This window comes from Pseudidiomarina aquimaris, assembly GCF_003987395.1.
Lineage (GTDB): Bacteria > Pseudomonadota > Gammaproteobacteria > Enterobacterales > Alteromonadaceae > Pseudidiomarina > Pseudidiomarina aquimaris.
The window spans coordinates 200,921-222,687 of the sequence record NZ_PIPT01000003.1; the positions used below are offsets into that span (position 1 = coordinate 200,921).

21 protein-coding genes and 1 other RNA gene are annotated in these 21,767 nt (G+C 50.1%); 16 read left to right on the forward strand and 6 right to left on the reverse strand.

Annotated elements, in window-relative coordinates:
• Positions 1-60 precede the first annotated feature (60 nt).
• Positions 61-1,626, reverse strand: a complete 1,566-nt coding sequence (locus CWE21_RS05395; protein WP_126833423.1) for an AbgT family transporter — start codon at positions 1,624-1,626, stop codon at positions 61-63.
• A 143-nt stretch (positions 1,627-1,769) separates the two neighbouring features.
• Between CWE21_RS05395 and CWE21_RS05400 the strand changes: the two genes are divergently transcribed.
• Both CWE21_RS05400 and CWE21_RS13450 read left to right on the forward strand, forming a co-directional pair.
• Positions 1,770-2,330 (forward strand): Tll0287-like domain-containing protein, encoded by a 561-nt coding sequence (locus CWE21_RS05400; RefSeq protein ID WP_126833424.1) that lies wholly within the window; start codon positions 1,770-1,772, stop codon positions 2,328-2,330.
• Positions 2,331-2,334: 4 nt separating this feature from the next.
• Positions 2,335-2,463, forward strand: a complete 129-nt coding sequence (locus CWE21_RS13450) for a DUF2798 domain-containing protein (protein WP_126833425.1) — start codon at positions 2,335-2,337, stop codon at positions 2,461-2,463.
• Here CWE21_RS13450 and CWE21_RS05410 read toward each other — a convergent pair.
• Positions 2,460-3,212 (reverse strand): sulfite exporter TauE/SafE family protein, encoded by a 753-nt coding sequence (locus CWE21_RS05410; protein WP_241970226.1) that lies wholly within the window; start codon positions 3,210-3,212, stop codon positions 2,460-2,462. The genes CWE21_RS13450 and CWE21_RS05410 overlap by 4 nt on opposite strands.
• A 188-nt stretch (positions 3,213-3,400) precedes the next feature.
• On the opposite strand from CWE21_RS05410, the gene CWE21_RS05415 reads away from it, so the two are divergent.
• From CWE21_RS05415 to CWE21_RS05425, 3 genes are all read left to right on the forward strand, one after another.
• A complete protein-coding gene (locus CWE21_RS05415) occupies positions 3,401-4,297 on the forward strand; it encodes an MBL fold metallo-hydrolase (protein WP_126833426.1) in 897 nt (298 codons plus the stop codon).
• A gap of 30 nt (positions 4,298-4,327) precedes the next feature.
• Positions 4,328-4,957: a peroxiredoxin gene (locus CWE21_RS05420; protein WP_126833427.1), complete on the forward strand. Its 630-nt coding sequence runs from the start codon at positions 4,328-4,330 to the stop codon at positions 4,955-4,957.
• A gap of 149 nt (positions 4,958-5,106) precedes the next feature.
• Positions 5,107-6,417 carry a tetratricopeptide repeat protein gene (locus tag CWE21_RS05425; protein WP_126833428.1) on the forward strand — a complete coding sequence of 437 codons (1,311 nt, stop codon included), beginning with the start codon at positions 5,107-5,109 and terminating at the stop codon, positions 6,415-6,417.
• Between the two features lie 52 nt (positions 6,418-6,469).
• Here CWE21_RS05425 and fadE read toward each other — a convergent pair whose 3' ends face one another.
• Entirely contained in the window at positions 6,470-8,938 is a 2,469-nt protein-coding gene (fadE, locus tag CWE21_RS05430; RefSeq protein WP_126833429.1) for an acyl-CoA dehydrogenase FadE, read from the reverse strand.
• Between the two features lie 181 nt (positions 8,939-9,119).
• On the opposite strand from fadE, the gene CWE21_RS05435 reads away from it, so the two are divergent.
• Positions 9,120-9,839 carry a DUF3108 domain-containing protein gene (locus CWE21_RS05435; protein WP_126833430.1) on the forward strand — a complete coding sequence of 240 codons (720 nt, stop codon included), beginning with the start codon at positions 9,120-9,122 and terminating at the stop codon, positions 9,837-9,839.
• Here CWE21_RS05435 and purN read toward each other — a convergent pair.
• Positions 9,836-10,474 (reverse strand): phosphoribosylglycinamide formyltransferase, encoded by a 639-nt coding sequence (gene purN, locus CWE21_RS05440; RefSeq protein WP_126833431.1) that lies wholly within the window; start codon positions 10,472-10,474, stop codon positions 9,836-9,838. The genes CWE21_RS05435 and purN overlap by 4 nt on opposite strands.
• Positions 10,471-11,517, reverse strand: coding sequence for a phosphoribosylformylglycinamidine cyclo-ligase (gene purM, locus CWE21_RS05445; protein WP_126833432.1), 1,047 nt, complete (start codon positions 11,515-11,517; stop codon positions 10,471-10,473). Before purM ends, purN begins: the two co-directional genes overlap by 4 nt.
• 105 nt (positions 11,518-11,622) lie before the next feature.
• Here purM and rimI point away from each other — a divergent pair, with 105 nt between their 5' ends.
• On the forward strand, positions 11,623-12,750 hold the full coding sequence (gene rimI / locus CWE21_RS05450) for a ribosomal protein S18-alanine N-acetyltransferase (RefSeq protein ID WP_126833433.1): 1,128 nt from the start codon (positions 11,623-11,625) through the stop codon (positions 12,748-12,750).
• On the opposite strand, the gene CWE21_RS05455 is transcribed toward rimI, so the two are convergent.
• Entirely contained in the window at positions 12,747-13,568 is an 822-nt protein-coding gene (locus CWE21_RS05455) for a hypothetical protein (protein WP_126833434.1), read from the reverse strand. The genes rimI and CWE21_RS05455 overlap by 4 nt on opposite strands.
• A 147-nt stretch (positions 13,569-13,715) precedes the next feature.
• Between CWE21_RS05455 and CWE21_RS05460 the strand changes: the two genes are divergently transcribed.
• The 9 genes from CWE21_RS05460 to CWE21_RS05495 all read left to right on the forward strand — a co-directional run bounded on the left by CWE21_RS05460 (position 13,716) and on the right by CWE21_RS05495 (position 21,652).
• Positions 13,716-14,816 (forward strand): oxidoreductase, encoded by a 1,101-nt coding sequence (locus CWE21_RS05460; protein ID WP_126833435.1) that lies wholly within the window; start codon positions 13,716-13,718, stop codon positions 14,814-14,816.
• A 3-nt stretch (positions 14,817-14,819) separates the two neighbouring features.
• Complete coding sequence (locus tag CWE21_RS05465) at positions 14,820-15,632, forward strand: DUF817 domain-containing protein (RefSeq protein ID WP_126833436.1); 813 nt, start codon at positions 14,820-14,822, stop codon at positions 15,630-15,632.
• Positions 15,616-16,026 carry a VOC family protein gene (locus CWE21_RS05470; protein ID WP_126833437.1) on the forward strand — a complete coding sequence of 137 codons (411 nt, stop codon included), beginning with the start codon at positions 15,616-15,618 and terminating at the stop codon, positions 16,024-16,026. Before CWE21_RS05465 ends, CWE21_RS05470 begins: the two co-directional genes overlap by 17 nt.
• Positions 16,027-16,086: 60 nt before the next feature.
• Complete coding sequence (elbB, locus tag CWE21_RS05475; protein WP_126833438.1) at positions 16,087-16,740, forward strand: isoprenoid biosynthesis glyoxalase ElbB; 654 nt, start codon at positions 16,087-16,089, stop codon at positions 16,738-16,740.
• A gap of 294 nt (positions 16,741-17,034) precedes the next feature.
• A complete protein-coding gene (locus tag CWE21_RS05480; protein WP_126833439.1) occupies positions 17,035-18,957 on the forward strand; it encodes a S8 family serine peptidase in 1,923 nt (640 codons plus the stop codon).
• Between the two features lie 79 nt (positions 18,958-19,036).
• Positions 19,037-19,396, forward strand: a transfer-messenger RNA (tmRNA) gene (gene ssrA / locus CWE21_RS05485).
• 440 nt (positions 19,397-19,836) lie between these two features.
• On the forward strand, positions 19,837-20,010 hold the full coding sequence (locus tag CWE21_RS13365; protein WP_157982733.1) for a hypothetical protein: 174 nt from the start codon (positions 19,837-19,839) through the stop codon (positions 20,008-20,010).
• Positions 20,011-20,015: 5 nt separating this feature from the next.
• Positions 20,016-20,615, forward strand: a complete 600-nt coding sequence (locus tag CWE21_RS05490; RefSeq protein WP_126833440.1) for a hypothetical protein — start codon at positions 20,016-20,018, stop codon at positions 20,613-20,615.
• A gap of 209 nt (positions 20,616-20,824) precedes the next feature.
• Complete coding sequence (locus tag CWE21_RS05495; protein ID WP_126833441.1) at positions 20,825-21,652, forward strand: MipA/OmpV family protein; 828 nt, start codon at positions 20,825-20,827, stop codon at positions 21,650-21,652.
• Positions 21,653-21,767 lie beyond the last annotated feature (115 nt).

Genomic DNA, 21,767 nt, shown 5'->3' on the forward strand with positions numbered 1-21,767 from the left:
TGACAGGCCGTAGATACGAATGCAATTTTATCCTCTCCACATTATAAAAAGCCGCCCAACCTAAGGAGTGTAGTAGGTTGGGGTTTCGACGCCTACTGGCATGCCGAGGGCGAACACCCAGATGAAGAACAGGATGCTCCAGCCGAGTAGGAACATGATGCTGTAGGGCAACATGGTGGCGATGAGGGTACCGATGCCGATGTCTTTTTTGTAGCGTGCGGCGACGGCGAGGATGAGGCCGAAGTAGCTCATCATTGGGGTGATGATGTTGGTGACGGAGTCACCGATACGGTAGGCCGCTTGGATGACTTCAGGGGCATAGCCGATGAGCATGAGCATGGGCACAAAAATTGGTGCGGTGATGGCCCACTGTGCTGAGGCGGAGCCGAGCATGAGGTTGACGAAGGCGCACATCAGAATGAATAGGATAAATACTGATGGGCCGGTGAGGCCGACTTCTTGCAAGAAGGTGGCGCCTTTAATGGCGAATATTGAGCCAAAGTTGGTCCAGCCGAAGAAGGCAACGAACTGGGCGGCGAAGAATACCAAGACGATGTACATGCCGAGCGTGCTCATGGACTCGGACATGGCGTCGATGACGTCGCGGTCGGTTTTCATGACTTTGGTAATACGGCCGTAGACGTAACCCGGGATTGCAAAGGTTATGAAGATAAAGGTGACGATACCTTTCAAGAACGGCGAGCCGGCGACTTTACCGTCTTCTGGATTTCGCAAAATCCCCCATTCTGGAACGATGGTCAGGGCGAGTAGGGCACCGAGGAGTAAGAAGCTCAATCCAGCACCTTTGAGGCCGCGTTTCTCTTGATCGGTAAGGGCTTCGATCTTTTGTTCACTGAGGTTAATGCTGGCTTCTTTCGTATCGTATTTACCGAGTTTTGGCTCGACGATTTTCTCAGTGACAAAGGTACCCATGATGGCGATCAAGAAGGTGGAAACCATCATGAAGTACCAGTTGGCTTCGGGCCCAACGTAGTACTCTGGATCGATTAGGTTTGCGGCTTTGGTGGTGATACCGGCGAGCAAGGGGTCGACAGTACCGATAAGTAAGTTAGCGCTGTAACCTGCGGAAACGCCCGAGAATGCTGCGGCGAGGCCTGCTAATGGGTGACGTCCGAGCGAGTGGAATATCATCGCCGAGAGTGGTACAAGAACGACGTAACCAAGCTCTGAGGCGGTGTTCGAGATAACACCGGCGAGCACTACGGCCAGGGTAACGACGCGTGGGTGCGCGTTCATGACGAGGCCGCGCATGGCAGCAGATAGCAAGCCTGAGCGTTCGGCGATACCGACACCTAAGAGGGCCACGAGTACGGTGCCGAGTGGGGTAAAGCCGGTGAAATTGGTGACGAGGCCGGTGACGATTCGTTGCAGGCCTTCGGCATTAAGTAAGCTGACGACTTCGATGACTTCACCGCCAGGGCGTGGATCCTGTGCGCTGACGCCAAAATAAGAGGCGATGCCACTGGCGACAATGACGCCGAGGGCAAAGAGGGCAAACAAGGTAATCGGGTGCGGTAAGAGGTTACCTAACCATTCAACGGTGTCGAGAAAGCGGGTAAAGGCGCCGCGTTTTTGGTTCTCGGCGGCTGAGTTTGATTGCGTCATGCAATACTGCTCCTGTCGTCATATTTTATCAAAGCGCTCGATTGTACACGAAAATAGCGTAGGGCTCATGTGGCTCTTTATTTTAGCTTGTGCTAAATTAAGAGCGTTGTTTGCTGTTTGTTGTTTGTTGTTCGAGGTGAAATATGGGAAAGGTTATCGTTTGGTTGTTAGTTTTGGCGCTGGCTCCAATTACTTGGGCTGGTGATACGGGGGATCGCGAGCGGGTGGAGCGTTCGCGGGAGTTGAGTCAGCAGTTGCAGCAGCAATTGGGGGCTGAGTTGATGGCGGCTATGCAGGCGCAAGGGCCGGTGCATGCGATTGATGTGTGTAACGTTGAGGCGCCGGGGATTGCGGCAAGTTTGAGTACTGCGGGTTTGGTTGATGTTGGGCGTACGGCGATTCGTTACCGTAACCCTCGTAATGCTCCAACGGCGGAACAGGTTGCAGTGATGGAGTCGTTTGCAGAGCAAATCAAACAAGACTCGAGCGTGGTTCCGGAGCGCTTAGTGACGCTCGAAAATGGCGAGCAACACTATATGCGTGCTATTGTCATGCAGCCGCAATGCCTTGCCTGTCATGGTCAATCTGTGGCGGAACCGATCAAACAAGCAATTGCGGAGAAATATCCCAATGATCAGGCGACTGGTTTTGAAGTGGGTGACCTGCGCGGTGCGTTTTTAATTAAGTGGTTGAGTGAAGAGTAACAAAATGAAGAAAAGTCGTAAGCTCCCGGCGAAGTATGAAGGTCGGGTGGTGGCTTTTCCAACGTTGCTGTTAGTGTTGCCGATGGTGAAGCGTTTGACCAAAGCGATCGTGGCGCCACCAGAACAGAGTTAGAGTACTGACTGGGTCAGCACAATGACCGCCATGATAATGAGAAAGATCGCAAAACCTTTCTGCAATTTGTCCCGTGGTAAGCGCGCGCTGATCCAGGCACCGGCAAAGCTACCTGCAATACCTGCAATAGTAACGATAGCAATGGTGGTCCAGTCAAAGGCATAGCCTTGTTCGGTAAGCGCGGTGAAGTACTTGGCGAAGCCGACGAAAGATTTTAAGGCGATAATCATTAAGCTGGTGCCGATGGCGAGAAACATTGGCACGCCCCCCAATAGAACAAGTGCCGGTACGATCAAGAAGCCACCGCCGACCCCGACAAAACCGGTGATCGCACCGACAATCAGCCCATCGATGGCAATACGTACCACTTTGACTTCTTGAATGGTTTCACCTTTGGGAGCTTTCCGTCGCCACATCATCAAAGCGGCGATGACCATCAAGATCACAAATACGAGTAATTGAATGCGGGGATCAACGGCACTGCCTAGCCAAGCTCCTAAATAGGCACCGAGCATTCCGGGTACGCCAAACAGCCAAACATGTCGCCAAGACACGAGCTTTTTACGGGTGGCCAGTAAGCCGCCGAATAAGCTGATAAAAGCAACGATAAGTAGTGACGACGCGATTGCCATATTGCCGGGCATATCAGCAAGGTAGAGCAATACAGGCACAGTAAGGATGGAACCGCCTGAGCCGAATACGCCAAGACTGATACCGATAAGGATGGCGCCTAAAATTGCTCCAATCATAGAAGTGCCTCATTTTTCTGTTTTAATATGTGAAAACGGAATAACTATATTCGTTATTATAATAAGTATTTCAATCAGAAACTTATTCTATTTTTTCGATTGCCACAATCGCCCTTCAGAGCAGGGATACACCTTGATCAATCTTACCTGATCCCTTACTTTAGTGAAACACGAAATAAGGAGGTCACATGAAAAACATTGTACGTTACAGTCCTTCAACCGGTGTCGGTTCCCCTGATGTTTGGGGAATTTACGAAGCGGATACTGGCTCAATTCAATACATTGTAGCTGATCCTAAAACTCGCGAAGCGGCGTTAGTGGATGTGGTACAGAACTTCGACCCGCGTTCGGCTAAAACAGACTTTAGTAGCGCCGATCAGGTGCTCGAGTTAGCCAAAGAGCATGACCTGAAAATCACTTGGGTGCTCGATACGCATCCGCATGCTGACCATATAATGGCTTCGAGCTACTTGAAAGAACAGACCGGCGCCCCGAATGCTATTGGTGAGAAGGTGTGTGAGATCGCTGAACTTTGGAGCGACTACTATAATCTACCGAACGCTTTTACGCCGACCGAAGACTTTGATTATCTTTTCAAAGAAGGTGACAGCTTCAACATCGGTGAGTTAAACGTTAAAGTATGGTTGTCGCCTGGACATACTTTAGGCTCAATTACTTATATTGTTGGTGACGCAGCTTTTGTCCATGACACCTTTATGTTTCCAGATAGCGGTACGTCGCGGGCTGATTTCCCAGGCGGTTCGTCGAAAGACCTATGGGACTCGCTGCAACGTATTTTGGCATTACCAGAAAATACACGCTTGTTTGTCGGCCATGATTACGGCAAAGGCGGCCGCGACCCGCAATGGGAAGCAACGGTTGCCCAGCACAAGCAAACAAATATTCATTTGGCAGGTGACGTAAGTGAAGCTGCCTATAGAAAACAACGCGATGAGCGTGACGCGACTTTAGCGTTACCAGATCGCATGTTACACGCACTGCAAGTGAACTTGCGCGCAGGAAAATTGCCTGAACCTGAAGCGGACGGTCATCGTTACTTTAAGATTCCGGCAAACAAGTTTTAATTCTTTTACGACGAAAGAGAGGTATTGAAAATGGGATTACGTATTGGTGATACAGCGCCTAACTTTGAGATTGATACTACTGAAGGCAAAATCAATTTTCATGACTGGGCGAAGGGTTCTTGGGTCTTTTTCTTTAGCCACCCGGCTGACTATACCCCAGTTTGCACCACGGAAATGGGACGCACGGCACAATTAGCAGAGCAATTCGCTGCGCGTAATGTGAAGCCGCTTGGTCTATCAACGGATACAGTTGAAGAACACAAGGGGTGGATGAACGACGTTAACGAAACCCAGAATACGACTGTAGGCTTCCCAATTGTCGCTGACAAAGATAAGAAGGTTGCTGAGCTGTATGAGATGATTCACCCAGGTGAAAGCACAACAGCTGCGGTACGCTCGGTGTTCATCATCGATCCGAATCAGAAGATCCGCCTAACCATGACCTATCCTATGAGCGTGGGCCGTAACTTCGCTGAAATTTTGCGTGTGATTGATGCACTGCAGACGGGTGACGAGCACGGCGTGGCAACACCTGCAGATTGGGAACTCGGCGGCGATGTCATTATTCCACCGAGCGTCTCAATGGAAGAAGCAGAGAAGAAATTTCCGCAAGGCTTCAAAACCGTGAAACCTTACTTGCGTTACACTAGTGTGAAGTAACGAAAGCTCATTGTTGAAGTATCAAAGGCTCAAGTCTCGGACTTGAGCCTTTTTTGTTTCTCAGCTGTTAAAAAAATAGTGGTGATCAAAAAGTAATCAATTATACTCAAGTGGCGTCCAAGGGGGGCGAAGCTTTAGAGAAAACAACAATGAATATACTCAAAATTTTTGCAGCGCTGGCGATCGCCATGCTTTCCGGACCTAGTTGGGCGCAAGCGCCTTCCGAACAATCGTGTAATCAAAAAAATGATGGTGAGTTTTGTTTCTATACGGGGGTTGAATACATTCAAGGCCAAGGTACGGCAAAAAACGTTCAAAAGGCTTTTGATTACTTCCAAAAATCTTGCGATTTGGGAATACCGGATGGTTGTAACGTATTAGGCTACCATTTTCAGAATGGCATTGATGTTGAAGTCGATTTTGCTGCCGCCGCACAACACTACCACAACGCCTGCAAGGTAGGTATGCATGCCGCATGCGACTCAGCAAATGCAATGTACTTACAGGGCAAGTACGGCCTGAACAACAAGCTGGCTGCAACGCAGGTTTGGTTCGATGCCTGCCAAAGTGGCGTATTGAAAATGTGTCAGTGGGGCATTGATTACCTCACTGAAGGTCGTGACGGATACTCCGAGAATCGAACCGCCGCGGCAAAAATGGCTTTAAAAGGCTGCTTGTTACAAGACCCAAATGCTTGCGATTGGGCCGAGTATCTCTATGCGACTCCAGACTCGCCTCAGTTTGAAGCCCTAGAAGCAATGCGCATTCTTAGCATTAACTGTGTGCAGCGAAAGTCTGCGAGTTGTTTGCGGCTTGGAACAATTTATCACGAGATCGGTGTCTACGATAAAGCTGAGTTCTTTTATCAACAGGCGTGTGACTTGCCGGAAGAGGAAGGTAATTCGCATCAAGGCTGTGGCCATGCTAAAGACATGCGAAAATACTTCGCAGACGTGGCCGAACGCGAGCGTATTATGGCCGAAATTGCGGAACGGAATAAGCAAAACTTTGCTCAGTTAAGTCAACTTTTAGCAAAAGGGGATTACGCGGGTGGTATGGCGTTCGCGGTTGAATCCCGCTCGGTCGAAGTAGCTGAGCGCGCCGTTACAGCGGTCAATCAGGCCGGTGCATGGGGCACGATCAGTGCTGACTATCTCTATATTATGGCGACATGGTTGAAAGGTGGGGCGTTGGCAGCAGTCAATGCCGAGATGCAAAGACGAGGCACTGGTTTAGAGGGGCAATTTGGTGAGGGAACGAACACGCCTGCACAAATCGCGAAACGCTACGCTGAGGCCAATAACGGTCGACAATTACCTAGCGCACGTGCGAGTAGCTCCTCATTCTCGCCAATAGCTGTGCCGAGTTCAGCTCAGATAGCTCAGTCGACACGGGACAAATATCGTTGGGCGCATTGCCAAATGTCCGGTTCGAATACAAGCGCAACTGTGTGTCAGTAAAACATAAAAAAACGGCGCCCATTGGCGCCGTTTTTGTTTTCCAGGCGAGGAGTTACGCCGCGTCAGATTTCTTTGTCTGACTCTTGCCCTGATTCTCAAGAGCCCACTCACGTGCGGCTTTGCCGGCCATGAGATCTTCATGAGCAAAGTCATCTACGTTGATGACGCGCAAGCGGCCTTGTTCAGCACGTTCAAGCAGGGCGACTTCATCATCGCTAAGTACGCCTAACTCTTTGCCTTTGGCAGCCACTTTATCCAAGAAGATGAACGGCATACGTTCGTTGGCAGCGCGCTGCACGCGGTCATGTAATGGTTCAGCTTCGATAATGTCGAGCAGGGTTTGCTCGAGGTAACCGAACTGACCTTCAACAGCCAAGAACTGGCCTGCACCCAAGCGTTCGCGACTGGCGTTTGGCTTCAACAAGATCTTCGCAACTTTGCTGTCCAAACGATCCGAAGGACGTTTCACGAAGCGGCCGAACGGATACATGATGGCACGCATGGTTTTACCCACGAAGCCAAAGTTATCAAGCAATTCGAGCTGTGCTTCTTGTAGCTTGTAAAGCGTATCTTGCATTGCCCAGTGCAACAACGGGAGGTCTTCGTGCTGACGACCTTCGTCGGCGAAGCGCTTCAGAGTTGCTGAGCCAATGTACAAGTAGCTCAGCATGTCACCTAAGCGCGCAGAGATGCGCTGCTTACGCTTCAATGATCCGCCGAGCACGCCCATAGCCACGTCTGATAACAAGGCAAGGTTGGCACTGAAACGGTTCATTTGCTGATAGTACTGCTTGGTGCTGTCTTTGAATGGTGCATCGCTGAAACGATAGCCGCCAAGACCCAGTGCCAACGAACGTACAAAGTTGCTCATGGCAAAACCAATATGGCCGAAGATAGCTTTATCGAAGCGGTTTAGTGCTTCTGAGCCAGACTCGGCAGAGGCAAGCATCTCTTCAAGCACAAATGGATGGCAGCGGATCGCACCCTGACCGTAAATCATCAAGCTGCGCGTTAGAATATTGGCACCTTCCACGGTAATCGCGACGGGCACACCTTGGTAGCCACGGCCCAAGTAGTTATTTGGACCCAAGCAAATGCCTTTACCGCCATGGATATCCATAGCATCGTCCATGCACGAACGAAGTTTTTCGGTCATGTGGTATTTGGCAATCGCCGAAATAACAGATGGTTTCTCGCCAAGGTCGATGCCCTTGGTTGAGAAGCTGGTGACGGCATCCATGAGGTACGCGTTACCACCGATGCGTGCCATGGCTTCTTGTACGCCTTCCATTTTACCGACAGGTAACTTGAACTGACGGCGAATATAAGCATATGCGCCGGTTGCTAGCGCGATAGATTTCACGCCACCTGCACTGTTTGATGGCAAGGTGATCGCACGACCTACTGACAGACATTCAACCAGCATACGCCAGCCTTTACCGGCCATTTCTTTACCACCGATAATGAAATCAAGCGGGACGAACACGTCTTCACCACGAATTGGACCGTTCTGGAACGGCACGTTCAATGGGAAGTGACGACGGCCGATCTCGACACCTTTGGTATCGCGAGGAATCAACGCGGCAGTAATGCCAAGTGATTCTTTGTCACTAATCAGGTGATCAGGATCGTAGAGTTTGAATGCTAAGCCGAGCACTGTCGCGACAGGGGCAAGCGTGATGTAGCGCTTGTTAAAGTTCAAGCGAATACCAACGACTTCTTTGCCTTCCCACTCACCTTTACAGACCACACCTGTATCTGGAATTGAGCCAGCATCAGAGCCTGCTTCAGGGCTTGTGAGAGCAAAACATGGTACTTCTTCACCTGTAGCTAGGCGCGGCAAGTAGTAGTCTTTTTGTTCTTTCGTACCATAATGCTGTAGCAGCTCGCCTGGGCCGAGAGAGTTCGGTACACCGACCGTACTGGCCAAGATAGTGCTGACACCGGCAAGCTTTTGCAATACACGTGACTGCGCGTAAGCAGAGAACTCGAGACCACCGTATTCTTTCTTGATGATCATGGCGAAGAACTTGTTGTCTTTCAGGTATTGCCACACTTCTTCTGGCATATCCGCCAGCTCGTGTGTCGCTTCCCAGTCGTCGAGCATTTTACAAACTTCTTCGACAGGGCCGTCAAGAAACTCTTGCTCTTCACGCGTCAACTCAGCTTTTTGAATGCTGTGTAAGTTTTTCCACTCTGGTGCGCCACGGAACAATTCACCTTCCCACCAAGTGGTACCGGCATCAATCGCGTCTTTCTCAGTTTCTGAGATTTCCGGCATGACTTTGCGGTACATGCCCAGCAGTGATTTGCTGATGTAGCCACGGCGGATAAAGGTGATGTTGAGCGGTAGCAATACGAGCGCTAACAGCACCCATAAGACTGGGCCAACAATGTCGAAGAAACTACCGATCGCAAACATTGCGACCATGCCGAGGCTGGTCACTAGCAGCGAACTGCGGTAGTAAAGTAGGCCACCTAACACTAGCAAGGTGGCGATGATCCATAAGGCGACACTCATAATGATACTCCGTCGTTGTGGTTAGAGGTCTGACCAGTAAAGTTATCCATTGAGAGTAGTCAATTTACGAGGCATTTTCAACCCTCATTGCACTTTTTCGTGATGTTGAGGTCAGACCTTTCAAGCTAATGTTATTGTATACGCTGACAAGCGTTTTGAAGATCGATGCACAGGAGTGACTATGAGAGCAGTTGTCGCATTTATTGCCGGCGCGTTAGGGCTTGTCCTAGCTGGTGAAGGTGTAGCCGCAACTCAGCCAAATAACATGCTGAGTACTTATGATGCGCGCTACGAAGTGCGCCGTGGCGGTTCTGATTATGGCGAGGCCATGCGCCGACTCGAACAGACCGCAGAGGGAAGCTATCAGCTTGCCAATGAAACCGAGATCTCATTTCTATTTTTATCAGATGTGCGACGCTACGAGTCGACCTTTGACTTTACCGCCGAACAGGTCGAACCGCTGAACTTCAGCTTTAAGCGTTCAGGTACCGGTCGCAACAAAGGCATTCGGGTGCGTTTTGATGCAGATGCGCAGCAAGTAGTTGACGTAGAAGCCGAAGCGCCGTTACCGGTTACTTGGCATGCCGATTTGATGGATGAGGCGAGTCTGCTTGAGCAACTGCGATATGATTTGGCGCACAGTGATGAAACTGAATTTAGCTATCAGATCATCGATGACAAAGGCGCTAACGACCAACAACGCTTCCGCCGTATGGCATCCGAGACCTTGAAGTTGCCTTATGGTGAGGTTGAAGCGGTGAAAGTAGAACGGGTTCGGGAGTCGAAGAAGCGTGAAACCATTTACTGGTTCGCGCCGGAACTCAATTACGTTTTGGTCAAAATGCAGCAACGCAAAGAGGGTGACGAAGTTGCCACCCTGTTGCTTGAGCAGTTGAATTAATCGGCTGCGTAGCCTTGCGGGCCGAGTAGGGTGCCGTCGAGTTCGGCACCTTTTTCGGTAAGCTTTAAGCGTCCAGAACAGAGCCACTGTACAACGAGCGGATAAATACGATGCTCTTGAGCATGCACACGCTGTTGTAAGTCACTTGCTTCATCACCTTCAAAAACCGGTACGCGGGCTTGTAAGATAACAGGTCCGCCATCGAGCTCTTCCGTAACAAAATGTACTGAGACACCATGTTCTTTATCGCCGTTATCAAGCGCGCGTTGATGGGTGTTGATACCACGGTATTTAGGTAATAGAGACGGGTGAATGTTGAGCATGCGACCGTGGTAATGCTGAGTAAATTCAGCTGTTAAAATACGCATAAAGCCAGCCAACACCACCACGTCAGGCTGAAAGCCATCAATCAGCTGCAGCAATTCGGCATCGTATGCCTCGCGTGTATCGTAGTCTTTATGCGACAACACAGCGGTAGGAATATTCGCCACTGCGGCTTTTTCAAGCCCACCAACATTCGCTTTGTTACTGATCACGCCAACGACTTCACCGTCGATGCGTTGCTGTTGGCAGGCCTCGACAATGGCCTGCATGTTCGTGCCAGAACCGCTAATTAAGACAACGATACGCTTCATTCGGTGATTTCAACCTGTGCTTCATTGCCTTCACGTGCTGCGACTTGGCCAATGACCCAAGCATCTTCGCCTTGTGCGCGCAGCTCTTCGACGATCGCGTCGGCTTCTGACTGACGTACTGCCATGATTAAGCCTACGCCGCAGTTAAATGTGCGGTACATTTCTTTAGTGGTGACGTTACCGTTGTGCTGAAGCCAGTTAAATACCGCTGGCCATTCCCAACTACTATCGTCGATCATGGCTTTCGCGTCATCAGGTAGCACGCGTGGGATGTTTTCCCAGAAGCCGCCACCGGTAATGTGCGAAATCGCGTGTACGCTGTGTTGCTCAAGTACTTTCAATACTGGTTTCACGTAGATGCGCGTTGGGGCCATCAGGTGATCCGCTAAAGGCTTGCCGTCGAGCTGTTCGGTGGCGACGTCGGTTTCACTTACTTCGATGATTTTACGAATCAGCGAGTAACCGTTTGAATGAGGGCCGCTTGAAGCAAGCGCGATGAGCGCATCGCCTGGTGCTACTTTGCTACCGTCAATGATTTCGCTTTTTTCCACTACGCCGACACAAAAACCAGCGATATCATAATCGCCTTGTTCGTACATGCCCGGCATCTCGGCAGTTTCGCCACCAATCAATGCGCAGCCAGCTTGCACACAACCTTCGCCGATACCGCTTACAACATCGGCAGCGACATCAACATCCAGCTTAGCGGTCGCATAGTAATCAAGGAAGAATAATGGCTCAGCACCTTGCACAATCAAGTCGTTGACGCACATCGCCACAAGGTCAATACCGACCGTGTCATGCTTGCCTAGGTCGATAGCCAGGCGTAATTTGGTGCCTACGCCATCGGTGCCTGATACTAGCACCGGCTGCTTGTATTTGGTTGGCAATTCACACAGGGCGCCAAAACCACCGATTGAACCCATGACTTCAGGGCGCGCAGTACGCTTGGTAACACCTTTAATACGGTCCACTAAAGCATTACCTGCATCAATATCAACGCCGGCGTCTTTGTAGCTCAAAGAAGGTTTTTGATCACTCACGGAAAAGTCCTCAGCTGGTGCAAAAAATTTGCGCGCTAGTTTAGCACTTTCTGTGCACAACTGCGATATACTAAGCGCGCATTTCCACTTCATGACGCACAATTTATGCAAACTCAGCTTGTTCCAGCCCAACGCCAACATCTTGACGCCCTTGAGCGTATCGAGCAGGCGAGTTTTACCACCGATAGAATCAGTCGTCGTAGTTTTCGACGCTTTATTGATCAGGGCATCGGTGATTTTCAAGTCTTGCTTGCTGACCAAGAGGTCGTCGGCTATTACATTGTTTTATACCGCCAAGCCACGCAACTGGCACGCCTATACTCATTGGCGGTGGCGCCGCAATTTCGTCGCCGCGGTTACGGTCGTTTGTTACTCAATGCAGCCGAACACGATGCGGATGAGCGACATTGTCTATTCATGCGCTTAGAGGTGAAAATCGACAACGCAGTGGCTTTGGCGCTTTATCATCAGGCTGGCTACTACGATATGGAGATTCGTCCCGAATATTATGAAGACGATTCTGATGCCGTGGTATTGCAAAAATTGCTGCCTCGCTTCGAGCCGCCCGCTGGCCAGAACGGTGCGCAACGTTTAGTGCCTTATCGCACCCAAACCACGGAATTTACCTGCGGCCCAGCAAGTTTGCTAATGGCAATGGCGTTCTTTGATATTCCGTCGCAGGATCCTGAACATGAAGAACTAGAAATTTGGCGCGAGGCGACCACGATTTTCATGACCTCTGGACACGGTGGTTGCGGTCCTCATGGACTCGCCCGGGCAGCGTTGCGTCGCGGTATGAAGGTTGAGCTGCATGTCAGTCACGATGGGCCTGTGTTAATGGACTCGGTGCGCAGCGCCGAGAAGAAGCAAATCATGGCGCGTATCCAAGAAAGCGATATTGCCGCTCTCAAAGCTGCCAAGGTGCCCATTCTAGTTGGCGACTACAGCTTGGCGCAGCTCATGGAGGATTTAAGCCAAGGCAAAGTAGTGGTTGCGCTGATTAGTACGTATGTTTTTGACGAGAGCAAAGCGCCGCATTGGGTGGTCATTTGTGCTGCCGACGAAAACTACGTTTACATTAACGACCCCGATCAGGACTCACTGCCGTGGCAGTCGGCCGCAGAGCGTCAATACTTACCCATTCCGCTGGCGACCTTTCGCCGTGCCTTCGGCTTTGGCCGACGCAAACAAAAAGCGGCGCTGGTGTTATCCCGAGCGCCGCACGTTGACTAAGCTTTCTTCTTTTTCAGATAGCGAGTAATTTTGAAGCTATCTGCGGGAAAGGAATAGATAGCGTTGACGCCGCGCAATAAGGTCCGGCCAGCTTGCTTTTGAATAACTTCACCGCGTTGGGCGATGGCAATCCGCGGAGTAATTAAATTAGACTCGAACTCCACAAGCGAACCGCTCACCATCTGGTTTTGGCGGTCTGCATCGTACAGTTGAATAGCTTGTGAAAAACCCTCTTCGATCAACGTTTGGAGTTCTTCTTGCTGCATCGCGTCGAGACCCGCAGCTATGTCTGCTTTCGCGTAAGTACGGTCGAGTTCATACAGATACATCCCTGACCAAGGCTTACTTCCCTCAGTTTCGAGTTCTACGGTCATCACCGTTGCCATGCGCAATACTTCATCTTCGTCGCGTACGACTAATAAATAAGGACTGATTTTACTCTGCGCTTGGGCTTGCTCGGTCAAGTTAGCGTTCGCACCAACTTCGGTAAATGTTTTATAGATATCGATCGGCAGTTTGCCGTAAAGCATTTCTTTATCTTCTTCGGTATTGGCTTCTATCATTTTTACATTCGCGAGCACGCCAACAGGGCCAAGCAGGAGACCGACACCGACACCACCGCCACCGAAATTTTGGATATAGGTGATCGTTTTCTCGTCATTCAGATTAACCGATACATGACTTTCCGCGACCGACGCTGGGTATTGATAAAACTTAAATTCATTTACCTGAGCGGGGGGCGGGGTAAGCATCGATGGAGCAGAAGCGCAGCCAGCAGCGATGAGCAAACTGGTGAGCGCGATAGTGAGTAAGCGCATGTAAATTTCCTATTATTATTGTTATAAAAAGGCGAAGGAGTATAAAAAAGTCTTTTGAGGCACGCAAGTCCTCGTCTTTACTTGACCACATGTGCTAACTCACATAGCGTACTGCAATGACCAAACTTTCCCTAAGGTGAGGATGTTATGTTTGATTCTGAGTTTTCGAGTATAGAATTTGCCGGCATGAAACTGGCTAATCGTTTTGCCCTTGCGCCGATGACGCGTGTCAGTGCACAGGCTAATGGCCGCGCTAATGAGCTGATGGTCGAGCATTATAAGCGCTACGCAGAAGGCGGCTTTGCGCTCATAATTACTGAGGGTATCTATCCGGACCAAGATGCCAGTCAGGGCTACGAAAATCAGCCGGGCCTCGCTGATGCCTTGCAAGTCGAGTCGTGGGTACCGGTGATCAAAGCGGTGCACGGCGCTGGCGCCAAAATTATTGCCCAACTCATGCACGCCGGTGCACAAATGCAATACAACCGTTTCGATAAACAGCCCTTAGGTGTTACCGATCAGAAGCCAGTAGGCAAGCCGCTTGGTTTGTATGGTGACCAAGAAGCGTGGCTCGAACCAAGAGTGATGGACGAAAGCGACTTTGAGCGTGTACTCAATGGCTTCCTGCACGGTATTCGCGGAGCGGTTGAGGCTGGTTTTGATGGCGTCGAGCTGCATGGCGCAAATGGTTATTTGTTGAACGAGCTGCTCAGCACTCACTTCAATACCCGAGAAGACAAGTGGGGTGGCGACATGCAACGCCGCGCGCAGTTCGTTATTGATGTAGTAAAAGCGGCGCGCGAAATGGTCGCCGATGACTTTGTCTTAGGCATTCGTCTCTCGCAAATCACGATTACCGACCCTGACTATCAATGGCCAGAGGGTGAAGAAGGCTTTAATTGGTTGGTTAAAGCATTAGCAGAAGCTGGGATTGACTACATTCATACGACTGACAATGAGGCGAACCGTCCAGCTTTGAAAGGCGGTGCACGCTCTCTTGCCGAAGTTGTGCGTGACGCGGGCATTCCGCTGGTTGTCAACGGTGGTATCGATGACAGTAACTATGCAAAAATCGCTGCGCATTATCCTGAGTCGTTGTTAGCTCTGGGCAAAGCCGCACTGGCTGACCCGCAGTTTGTCAATAAAGTGAAAGACGGCGACAAGCCGGATGCACTGGATTTTGCGATGTTACAGCCAATTGCCAATGTCGAAAATGAAATGCGCTGGCGCGCAGAACAAGAAGACTAACATGTGAAAACCTTTATCATTGAGTTTTGGCGTTTTGGCTTAAAACAAGCCAACGCCTGCATGTTCGGCGGGTTTTTACTCGCCGTCATGCTGATCACCCGCTACTGGTATCCCATTGAGGGACTACATCGCTACGATTTTATCTTTCTGGCAGCGATTGCTTTCCAAGTTTTCCTGTTGATTTTTAAGCTTGAAACGCTACGCGAAGCCTTCGTAATTATTGTTTTCCACTTAGTTGCCACGGTAATGGAATTGTTTAAGACCTCGGATGCGATTGGCGCTTGGGTATACCCCGAAGCCTATGTATTTGGAATTGGCAATGTGCCTCTGTTCACCGGTTTTATGTACAGCGCTGTTGGTAGCTATCTAGCGCGGGTTTGGCGTCTCTTTGATTTTCAGTATTCCTATTACCCACCCAAATGGGCAACAGTGGTACTCGTGACCTTGGTCTACATTAACTTTTTCAGCCATCATTTTATTTGGGACATTCGTTGGCTTTTGTTAGCCGCAACATTGCTGATGTTCTATCGCACTACCATCTACTTCAAAGTAATATCTAAGCATCGCAGCATGCCTTTGCTGGTCGGTTGGTTTTTGGTGGCTATGTTTATCTGGTTTGCCGAAAACATTGCCACCTTCGCTAATATTTGGATCTATCCGAATCAAAGCGACGGCTGGGAAATGGTGCCATTAGCCAAGCTGAGTTCATGGTTCTTGCTCATGCTGCTGAGCTTTGTGTTAGTCACACTGATAAAAGACATCAAGGTGCGCAAGCGCACGCCGCAAAAGGAGCCGGCCCATGCAACCTCGGATTAGTTATATCACTCTTGGCGTGGATGATTTAGAACGCTCTGTTGCTTTTTACCGTGACGTGCTTGGCTTGCCTACTGACGGCATTATCGGGGAGGAGTTCGAAAACGGTGCCGTGGCGTTTTTCAAAATGGCCGGTGGCCTGACCTTTGCGTTGTGGCCTCGGGATAGCATTGCCAGCGACTGCGGTGTGTCGAAAGGTGGACCTGACCCAACTGCACTAATGCTAGCGCACAACGTTGAACACCGTGATGAGGTTGATGCGCTGATGACTGCGCTGCCAGCCGAAGCGGTTGTAAAACCCGCTCGCGAGCTGTTCTGGGGTGGTTATGGTGGAGTATTCAAAGACCCAGACGGTCACTTATGGGAAGTTGTGTTTAATCCGAAGCATGCCGGTTGAAATGAGTTTTCGCTGCCCATACGTTTAAGGGTAAGCGAGCAAGAAAAGGATAATTTCAGCATGAAAAAAGTAGCAGTATTACTCTCAGGTTCAGGCGTTTTTGATGGCGCCGAAGTGAATGAAGCAGTACTAACGCTCCTGCATATTAGTAAGCAAGGTGCGAGCTACCAATGCTTCGCTCCCGATATTGATCAGTTGCACGTAGTGAATCACTTGAACGGCGACGTCACTGAGGAAAAACGCAACGTGTTAGTAGAGTCTGCGCGCATTGCGCGTGGCGAAGTGAAGCCGCTGAGCGAGCTCAATGTCGCTGACTTCGATGCTTTGATTTTGCCTGGTGGCTTCGGTGTTGCGAAGAACTTCTGTGATTTCGCAGTGAACGGCGCTGAAATGACCGTTAATGAGCAAGTGCTTGCGGTAGGGAAGGCCTTTGTTGAGGCGCGTAAACCGGCGGGTTACATGTGCATTGCGCCAGTCTTGTTGCCGTATATTTACGGTGACGGCGTTCGAGCGACCGTGGGCTATGATAAAGATGTAGCCAGTGCCATCGAACAAATGGGCGGCAAGCACGTAGAGTGCCCAGTTGATGACATCGTTGTTGATGACGCCAACCGCTTAGTGACCACACCAGCTTATATGCTGGCGCAGAATCTCGTCGATGCCGAGAAGGGCATCAGCAAATTGGTCGAAAAAGTGCTGTATATGGCGTCATAATCCAACAGCAAACGAACTGGCAAACACCTCAGGGTGTTTGCCGCTTTTAAGCAATTAACGTTTGATTTTAAAAAGAAAAAACATCCCAACCTTTACCTTCGTTTTACTCTGTTAAGTATTCATGTGCTGCTTTCGAACTGTTAGCTTCGAAAGGGTGTTGCTGAAAAACCAGTCAATTTAAACGACTTCATTATTACTCAGTAAGCACTTTCTAATGCAGCCAAATGTTGTATCCCGCCGCTGTAAAACTATGGCGCACAGACGCCAATTGATAATAAGAAAGAGAAAATAATTATGAAAAAACTTTCATTCCTAACCTTATCAGCCCTAGCTGTCTCGGTTTCTTCCGTCTTGGCACAGCCACCCGAGCACTCTAACGCAAAACCTCTAAAAGCAGCATCTGTTGAAGCATCCTCCGAAGCTCAGCGCTACATCATTAAGTTCAGAGAAAATAGCAAGGCAGTTAAAAGATCGAGTGCACGGGGGCGCTCGGAACTTGCGTTAGCACATGCTAAGTCAATGGTTGAAAAGGCCGGAGGTAAAGTAAAAATCAGTATGCGACATAATTTAGCCGTGGCGGCTGAGCTTAGCCCACAAGAGAAAAAGCGCCTTGAGAACAATCCCAATATTGAATACATCGAAGTGGATCAACGACGCCGTCTAATGGCGCAAAGCGTGCCTTACGGTATTGGCATGGTCCAGGCCGACCAAGTCGATGACAGTGTCGCTTCAGCAGCGGCCGGCGGTAAAAAAATATGTGTCATCGATTCGGGACTCGAATTGCCGCATGAAGACATGGGCACCCAAAACGGCACGATTACTGGAACCAATGACAGTGGGACCGGTAACTGGTATGACGAAGGTGGTCCGCATGGTACCCACGTAGCTGGAACTATTGCTGCGCTCAATAACGGCTTGGGTGTTCGCGGTGTCATCGGCAGCGATCCGAATATGCACATCGTGAAGGTGTTTAATTCGAGTGGCTGGGGCTACTCCTCATCACTAGTTGCGGCAATTGAAACCTGTGCCGATAACGGTGCAGATGTGGTGAACATGAGTCTTGGTGGCGGCGGTTCGAGTCAAACCGAAGCGAACGCCATGCAAAACCTCTATAACCAAGGCGTTTTATTAATTGCGGCGGCGGGCAACGATGGTTCGTCTTATACATCGACTGACGCCTTGTCTTATCCAGCTTCGTACAACGCTGTGGTTTCCGTTGCCGCGGTCGATAGCAATAAAGCATTAGCGTCGTTCTCACAAAAGAACAGTCAAGTTGAAATTGCAGGGCCCGGCGTCAATGTCCTATCGACCTATCCTGAAGGCACGGGGAGCCAAGGGAACTATGGCAACATGAGTGGTACCTCTATGGCATCGCCGCACGTGGCGGGTGTCGCAGCACTGGTATGGTCGCATCATCCAAGCTGTAGCGCGGCACAGATCCGTGGTGCATTAAATGACTCCGCACAGGATCTCGGCACTAGTGGTCGAGATGTACGCTTTGGTTATGGCTTGGTGCAGGCTAAAGATGCAATCGACTACCTATCCACCAACGGTTGCGATGGTTCGGGCGGCGGTGAAGAGCCACCAGCTACGAATGAGTTGAGTAATGGCCAAACCTTAACAGGTTTAGCAGCAACGACAGGTGACGCGCTGTATTACACGCTTGAGGTGCCAGCTGGTGCTACCGACCTGAGTTTTAACATAAACGGCGGCTCTGGAGATGCTGATTTATATGTGAGGTTTGGCGCGCAGCCGACTACCTCGAACTATGATTGTCGACCTTATCGCGCTGGCAATACCGAAACCTGTACTATTTCAAATCTGCAAGCAGGTACCTACCACGTGATGGTTTCGGCCTACTCAAGCTTCTCTAATTTGAACCTCACAGGTTCCTTCACCGAAGCAAGTACAGGCGGTGGCGATTCAGCCTCAGCTACCGATTTGTCTGGTGCCACAGGTTCATGGACGCATTATTACGTGGATCTTCCTGCCGGCATGACTACGCTAAATGTTACCATGTCGGGCGGCAGCGGAGACGCTGATCTGTATGTACGTAAAGGCTCACAACCAACGACATCCAGTTATGATTGTCGCCCTTACCGTTCAGGCAACAATGAAAACTGTTCGATTGACAACCCAGACAGTGGTCGTTGGTACATCAGTTTACAGGGTTACCAAGCCTATTCAGGAGTAGACCTATTGGTTGAATGGCAATAATGCCGTTAAATTTCGCTGTCAGCCTTGAAATGGCTGACAGCGACACCATATAGGTGTAGAATAGAGATTGTAAAAACCTGGGGCTGATTTGGATTCGACGGGATACACGAAACCCAAGGTGCATGCCGAGGTGAGGCTGGCCTCGTAAAAAGCCTCAACTTAATAGTTGCAAACGACGACAACTACGCTTTAGCGGCTTAATAACCCGCTGAGTCCGACCCCTAGCGCTTTGTCTGTGAGACTAGGATCAGTCGGTTCACCCCAAAGCAGACTCGCGTGGAGGCTTCGCCCGTAGCCAAAGCGTTAAAACCAATCGGGATCGTCACCTTAAGTAGCCTGTCTGTCGGCGACTTGGTGATTAACTAAAAGACTGACTAAGCATGTAGGACCGAGGATGTAGGTATTACGGACGCGGGTTCAACTCCCGCCAGCTCCACCACATTCCCTAAAAAGCCGCTCACCTGAGTGGCTTTTTTTATTCCCGTAGCCCGTGGTTCTACCACGGGGCAAACACGCCACCACTTCTATGTCGATTCAACGCTCGGAACCTGTTGGCACACCTTTGTCTAATTCTTCACCGAAAATTGCCCGCAAAAAGCTGCAATCCATTCAAAACTATGTTGTTATTTCATTAAAGGTAAAAGATCCTAGCTTGTGTGTAAGGAACGCAAATTCATGCAAATACTGAAATGTACCTTGTTGCTAGTGGCTTGTGTGGCATTAGCACCTGTTTGCGCTAATGCCGTAGCTGACGACAGAGCTACATAAGAAGCTGCTGAAAATACCGTCGCTCACGGCCCCAGCATCAACACGGCGAAAGCTAAGTTTGATGCGTACATTCAGGCAAACTACGGTAATACCTTTTCCTGTGGTGTGCGCTTGGCGACTCCTGACGAAACCTTGATGCATCGCTATATGTCAGGCGAGGTACGTCAGGTAGCGCGCTTTGGTACAACTTTAAAAGTGACCGATTACACGCCGATTTATGATCTGGCGAAGCAAAAGGCTCGGTCTGCGGTGGTGAGCCACACTTATTATATCGAGGACGAATGATGTTGATGGATAAACGCGCTCTCGCGATGTGTGCCATTCTCGCTTGTGTATCGAGCGCAGCGGCGGGTAATGAAACTACTAGCGAAACGACAGACGTATGCTTAACGCCAGGTACCGATTACTTTGGACTTGATTTCATGGCGTTCGATCAAACCATGAATGCCGGTTGGCGCGAAGTTGCAAATCGTGAGGGGTGTGCTGTTGCTGCGGCCGATCTCATTAAAGAGTACCGAACGACGAAGTCTGACCTAAGCGAGGGCATGCTAAGCACGATGGTCTGGCATGAGGGCCAGATGCGCGCTGAGGCAGGGCAGAATGAGCACGCGATAGCATTGTTCCAGACTACATACAAAGACGCTGAAAAAGACAGTTTCGGCTGGAATTACTATGTTGATGCAACGATCGCATTTCTTGAACAAGATCGCGATGCGTTGAATAAAGCACGAAACCAGCTCGCGGCTTTGCCCAAGCCCTCGGGCATAAATATGACAGACCCCGACGGTAATCCGGTGAAAATTGACTGGCCACCGAACCTAAAGGTGGTAGACAATTTTTTGAGTTGTTTTGGCAAGGATTACGCTGCCGCTTACGGTGAATGTGAATAAAACGGGGCACCATGAGGGTAACCCAAACGACGGCTTAAGCGCGCACAATGGAGCGTTCTACTGTTGCGTGCGAGCTGTTGAGGTTGATTGCGCTGAGCTCGTGAATCCACCCGCTATGTGATCGAAATGTCCCGCTCTTGCGTTACCACACCACGTACTCTATACCTTAATTAAGAGACTCTCCCTCACTTTATTGGAGCGGCATTACCATGAAAGCACATAATTATTTACTCGCAGCAGCCTGTGTTTCGAGCTTGTTCATCGCAACAGCGTCAGCCCAAGAACAATCACAAGTAGTGGTACCGTTACCGTCAGTTGACGACTTTTCTCAAGGCGAAGATGGCTGGAGTTTTGGCTTGGGTTTGGGCATTGAATATGAAACGGCCTATGAGGGCTCTGATGAGTTTGGTTTCGAGCCAGAGCCGGCGGGTGGCGTGCAATGGCGCAGTGGCGACAACACATTCTTTTTCGCCGGTGAAGCCATTGGTTGGCGTGGTCTGCGCGCCGATACCTGGTTTTTTCAAGCGGTTGTTGGTTTCGATGAGGGCCGTGAAGAAGCCGATTCGGATGAAGGTTACCTAGATGGACTTGGTGATCAAGATGAAGGCGCTGAGGTTGTTTTTGAAGCGCGCCGCGCGTTCGGTGCTGACTGGCGCAACTGGCTCGTGGGGCGAATTGTGACTGGCGGCGATGGCAACCTTGGTTTGTTCGGGGTTGGGCACCGGTTTGGTAATCAAATCGACGGCTCAGGCTCTGAAATTAACTTAGTTGCTGTGTTCCACGATAGTGAGTATGCAAACAAAGGCTTTGGTATCGATGCGGGTCAATCCGCTGCCTCCGGTTTGCCTGAATACCAAGTCGACAGCGGTCTGCGCTCGTTCGGTCTCAACTACAACTATCGCCACTACATTAACAAGAATTGGCAGATTTATGGTGAGGCTCTGTATGAACACTACAGTAGCGAGGTCCGCGATAGCCCGATCGCCCGTGGTGACTACGAAGCCGAAATAGGCGTCGGGTTTATCTATATCTTTTGAGGAGCTAACTTCCCTCCTGTAGTGGAAGCTACCGCCGTTTACGCTGGTTGTGTGCGTTGCATAGCCTTGAGCAACGATAGCAAACGTGGTAGCGTTCCCACCATCGAAATATTTA

What these genes read in the sequence shown, in the direction of transcription:
- CWE21_RS05415 (WP_126833426.1), top strand. Translation starts at nt 3,401, where the DNA reads ATGAAAAACATTGTACGTTACAGTCCTTCAACCGGTGTCGGTTCCCCT.
- rimI (WP_126833433.1), top strand. Translation starts at nt 11,623, where the DNA reads ATGCAAACTCAGCTTGTTCCAGCCCAACGCCAACATCTTGACGCCCTT.
- elbB (WP_126833438.1), top strand. Translation starts at nt 16,087, where the DNA reads ATGAAAAAAGTAGCAGTATTACTCTCAGGTTCAGGCGTTTTTGATGGC.
- purN (WP_126833431.1), bottom strand. Translation starts at nt 10,474, where the DNA reads ATGAAGCGTATCGTTGTCTTAATTAGCGGTTCTGGCACGAACATGCAG.
- fadE (WP_126833429.1), bottom strand. Translation starts at nt 8,938, where the DNA reads ATGAGTGTCGCCTTATGGATCATCGCCACCTTGCTAGTGTTAGGTGGC.
- CWE21_RS05455 (WP_126833434.1), bottom strand. Translation starts at nt 13,568, where the DNA reads ATGCGCTTACTCACTATCGCGCTCACCAGTTTGCTCATCGCTGCTGGC.
- CWE21_RS05425 (WP_126833428.1), top strand. Translation starts at nt 5,107, where the DNA reads ATGAATATACTCAAAATTTTTGCAGCGCTGGCGATCGCCATGCTTTCC.
- CWE21_RS05395 (WP_126833423.1), bottom strand. Translation starts at nt 1,626, where the DNA reads ATGACGCAATCAAACTCAGCCGCCGAGAACCAAAAACGCGGCGCCTTT.
- CWE21_RS05420 (WP_126833427.1), top strand. Translation starts at nt 4,328, where the DNA reads ATGGGATTACGTATTGGTGATACAGCGCCTAACTTTGAGATTGATACT.
- CWE21_RS05495 (WP_126833441.1), top strand. Translation starts at nt 20,825, where the DNA reads ATGAAAGCACATAATTATTTACTCGCAGCAGCCTGTGTTTCGAGCTTG.
- CWE21_RS05435 (WP_126833430.1), top strand. Translation starts at nt 9,120, where the DNA reads ATGAGAGCAGTTGTCGCATTTATTGCCGGCGCGTTAGGGCTTGTCCTA.
- CWE21_RS05470 (WP_126833437.1), top strand. Translation starts at nt 15,616, where the DNA reads ATGCAACCTCGGATTAGTTATATCACTCTTGGCGTGGATGATTTAGAA.
- CWE21_RS05490 (WP_126833440.1), top strand. Translation starts at nt 20,016, where the DNA reads ATGGATAAACGCGCTCTCGCGATGTGTGCCATTCTCGCTTGTGTATCG.
- CWE21_RS05480 (WP_126833439.1), top strand. Translation starts at nt 17,035, where the DNA reads ATGAAAAAACTTTCATTCCTAACCTTATCAGCCCTAGCTGTCTCGGTT.
- CWE21_RS13450 (WP_126833425.1), top strand. Translation starts at nt 2,335, where the DNA reads ATGAAGAAAAGTCGTAAGCTCCCGGCGAAGTATGAAGGTCGGGTGGTG.
- CWE21_RS05400 (WP_126833424.1), top strand. Translation starts at nt 1,770, where the DNA reads ATGGGAAAGGTTATCGTTTGGTTGTTAGTTTTGGCGCTGGCTCCAATT.
- CWE21_RS05410 (WP_241970226.1), bottom strand. Translation starts at nt 3,212, where the DNA reads ATGATTGGAGCAATTTTAGGCGCCATCCTTATCGGTATCAGTCTTGGC.
- CWE21_RS05460 (WP_126833435.1), top strand. Translation starts at nt 13,716, where the DNA reads ATGTTTGATTCTGAGTTTTCGAGTATAGAATTTGCCGGCATGAAACTG.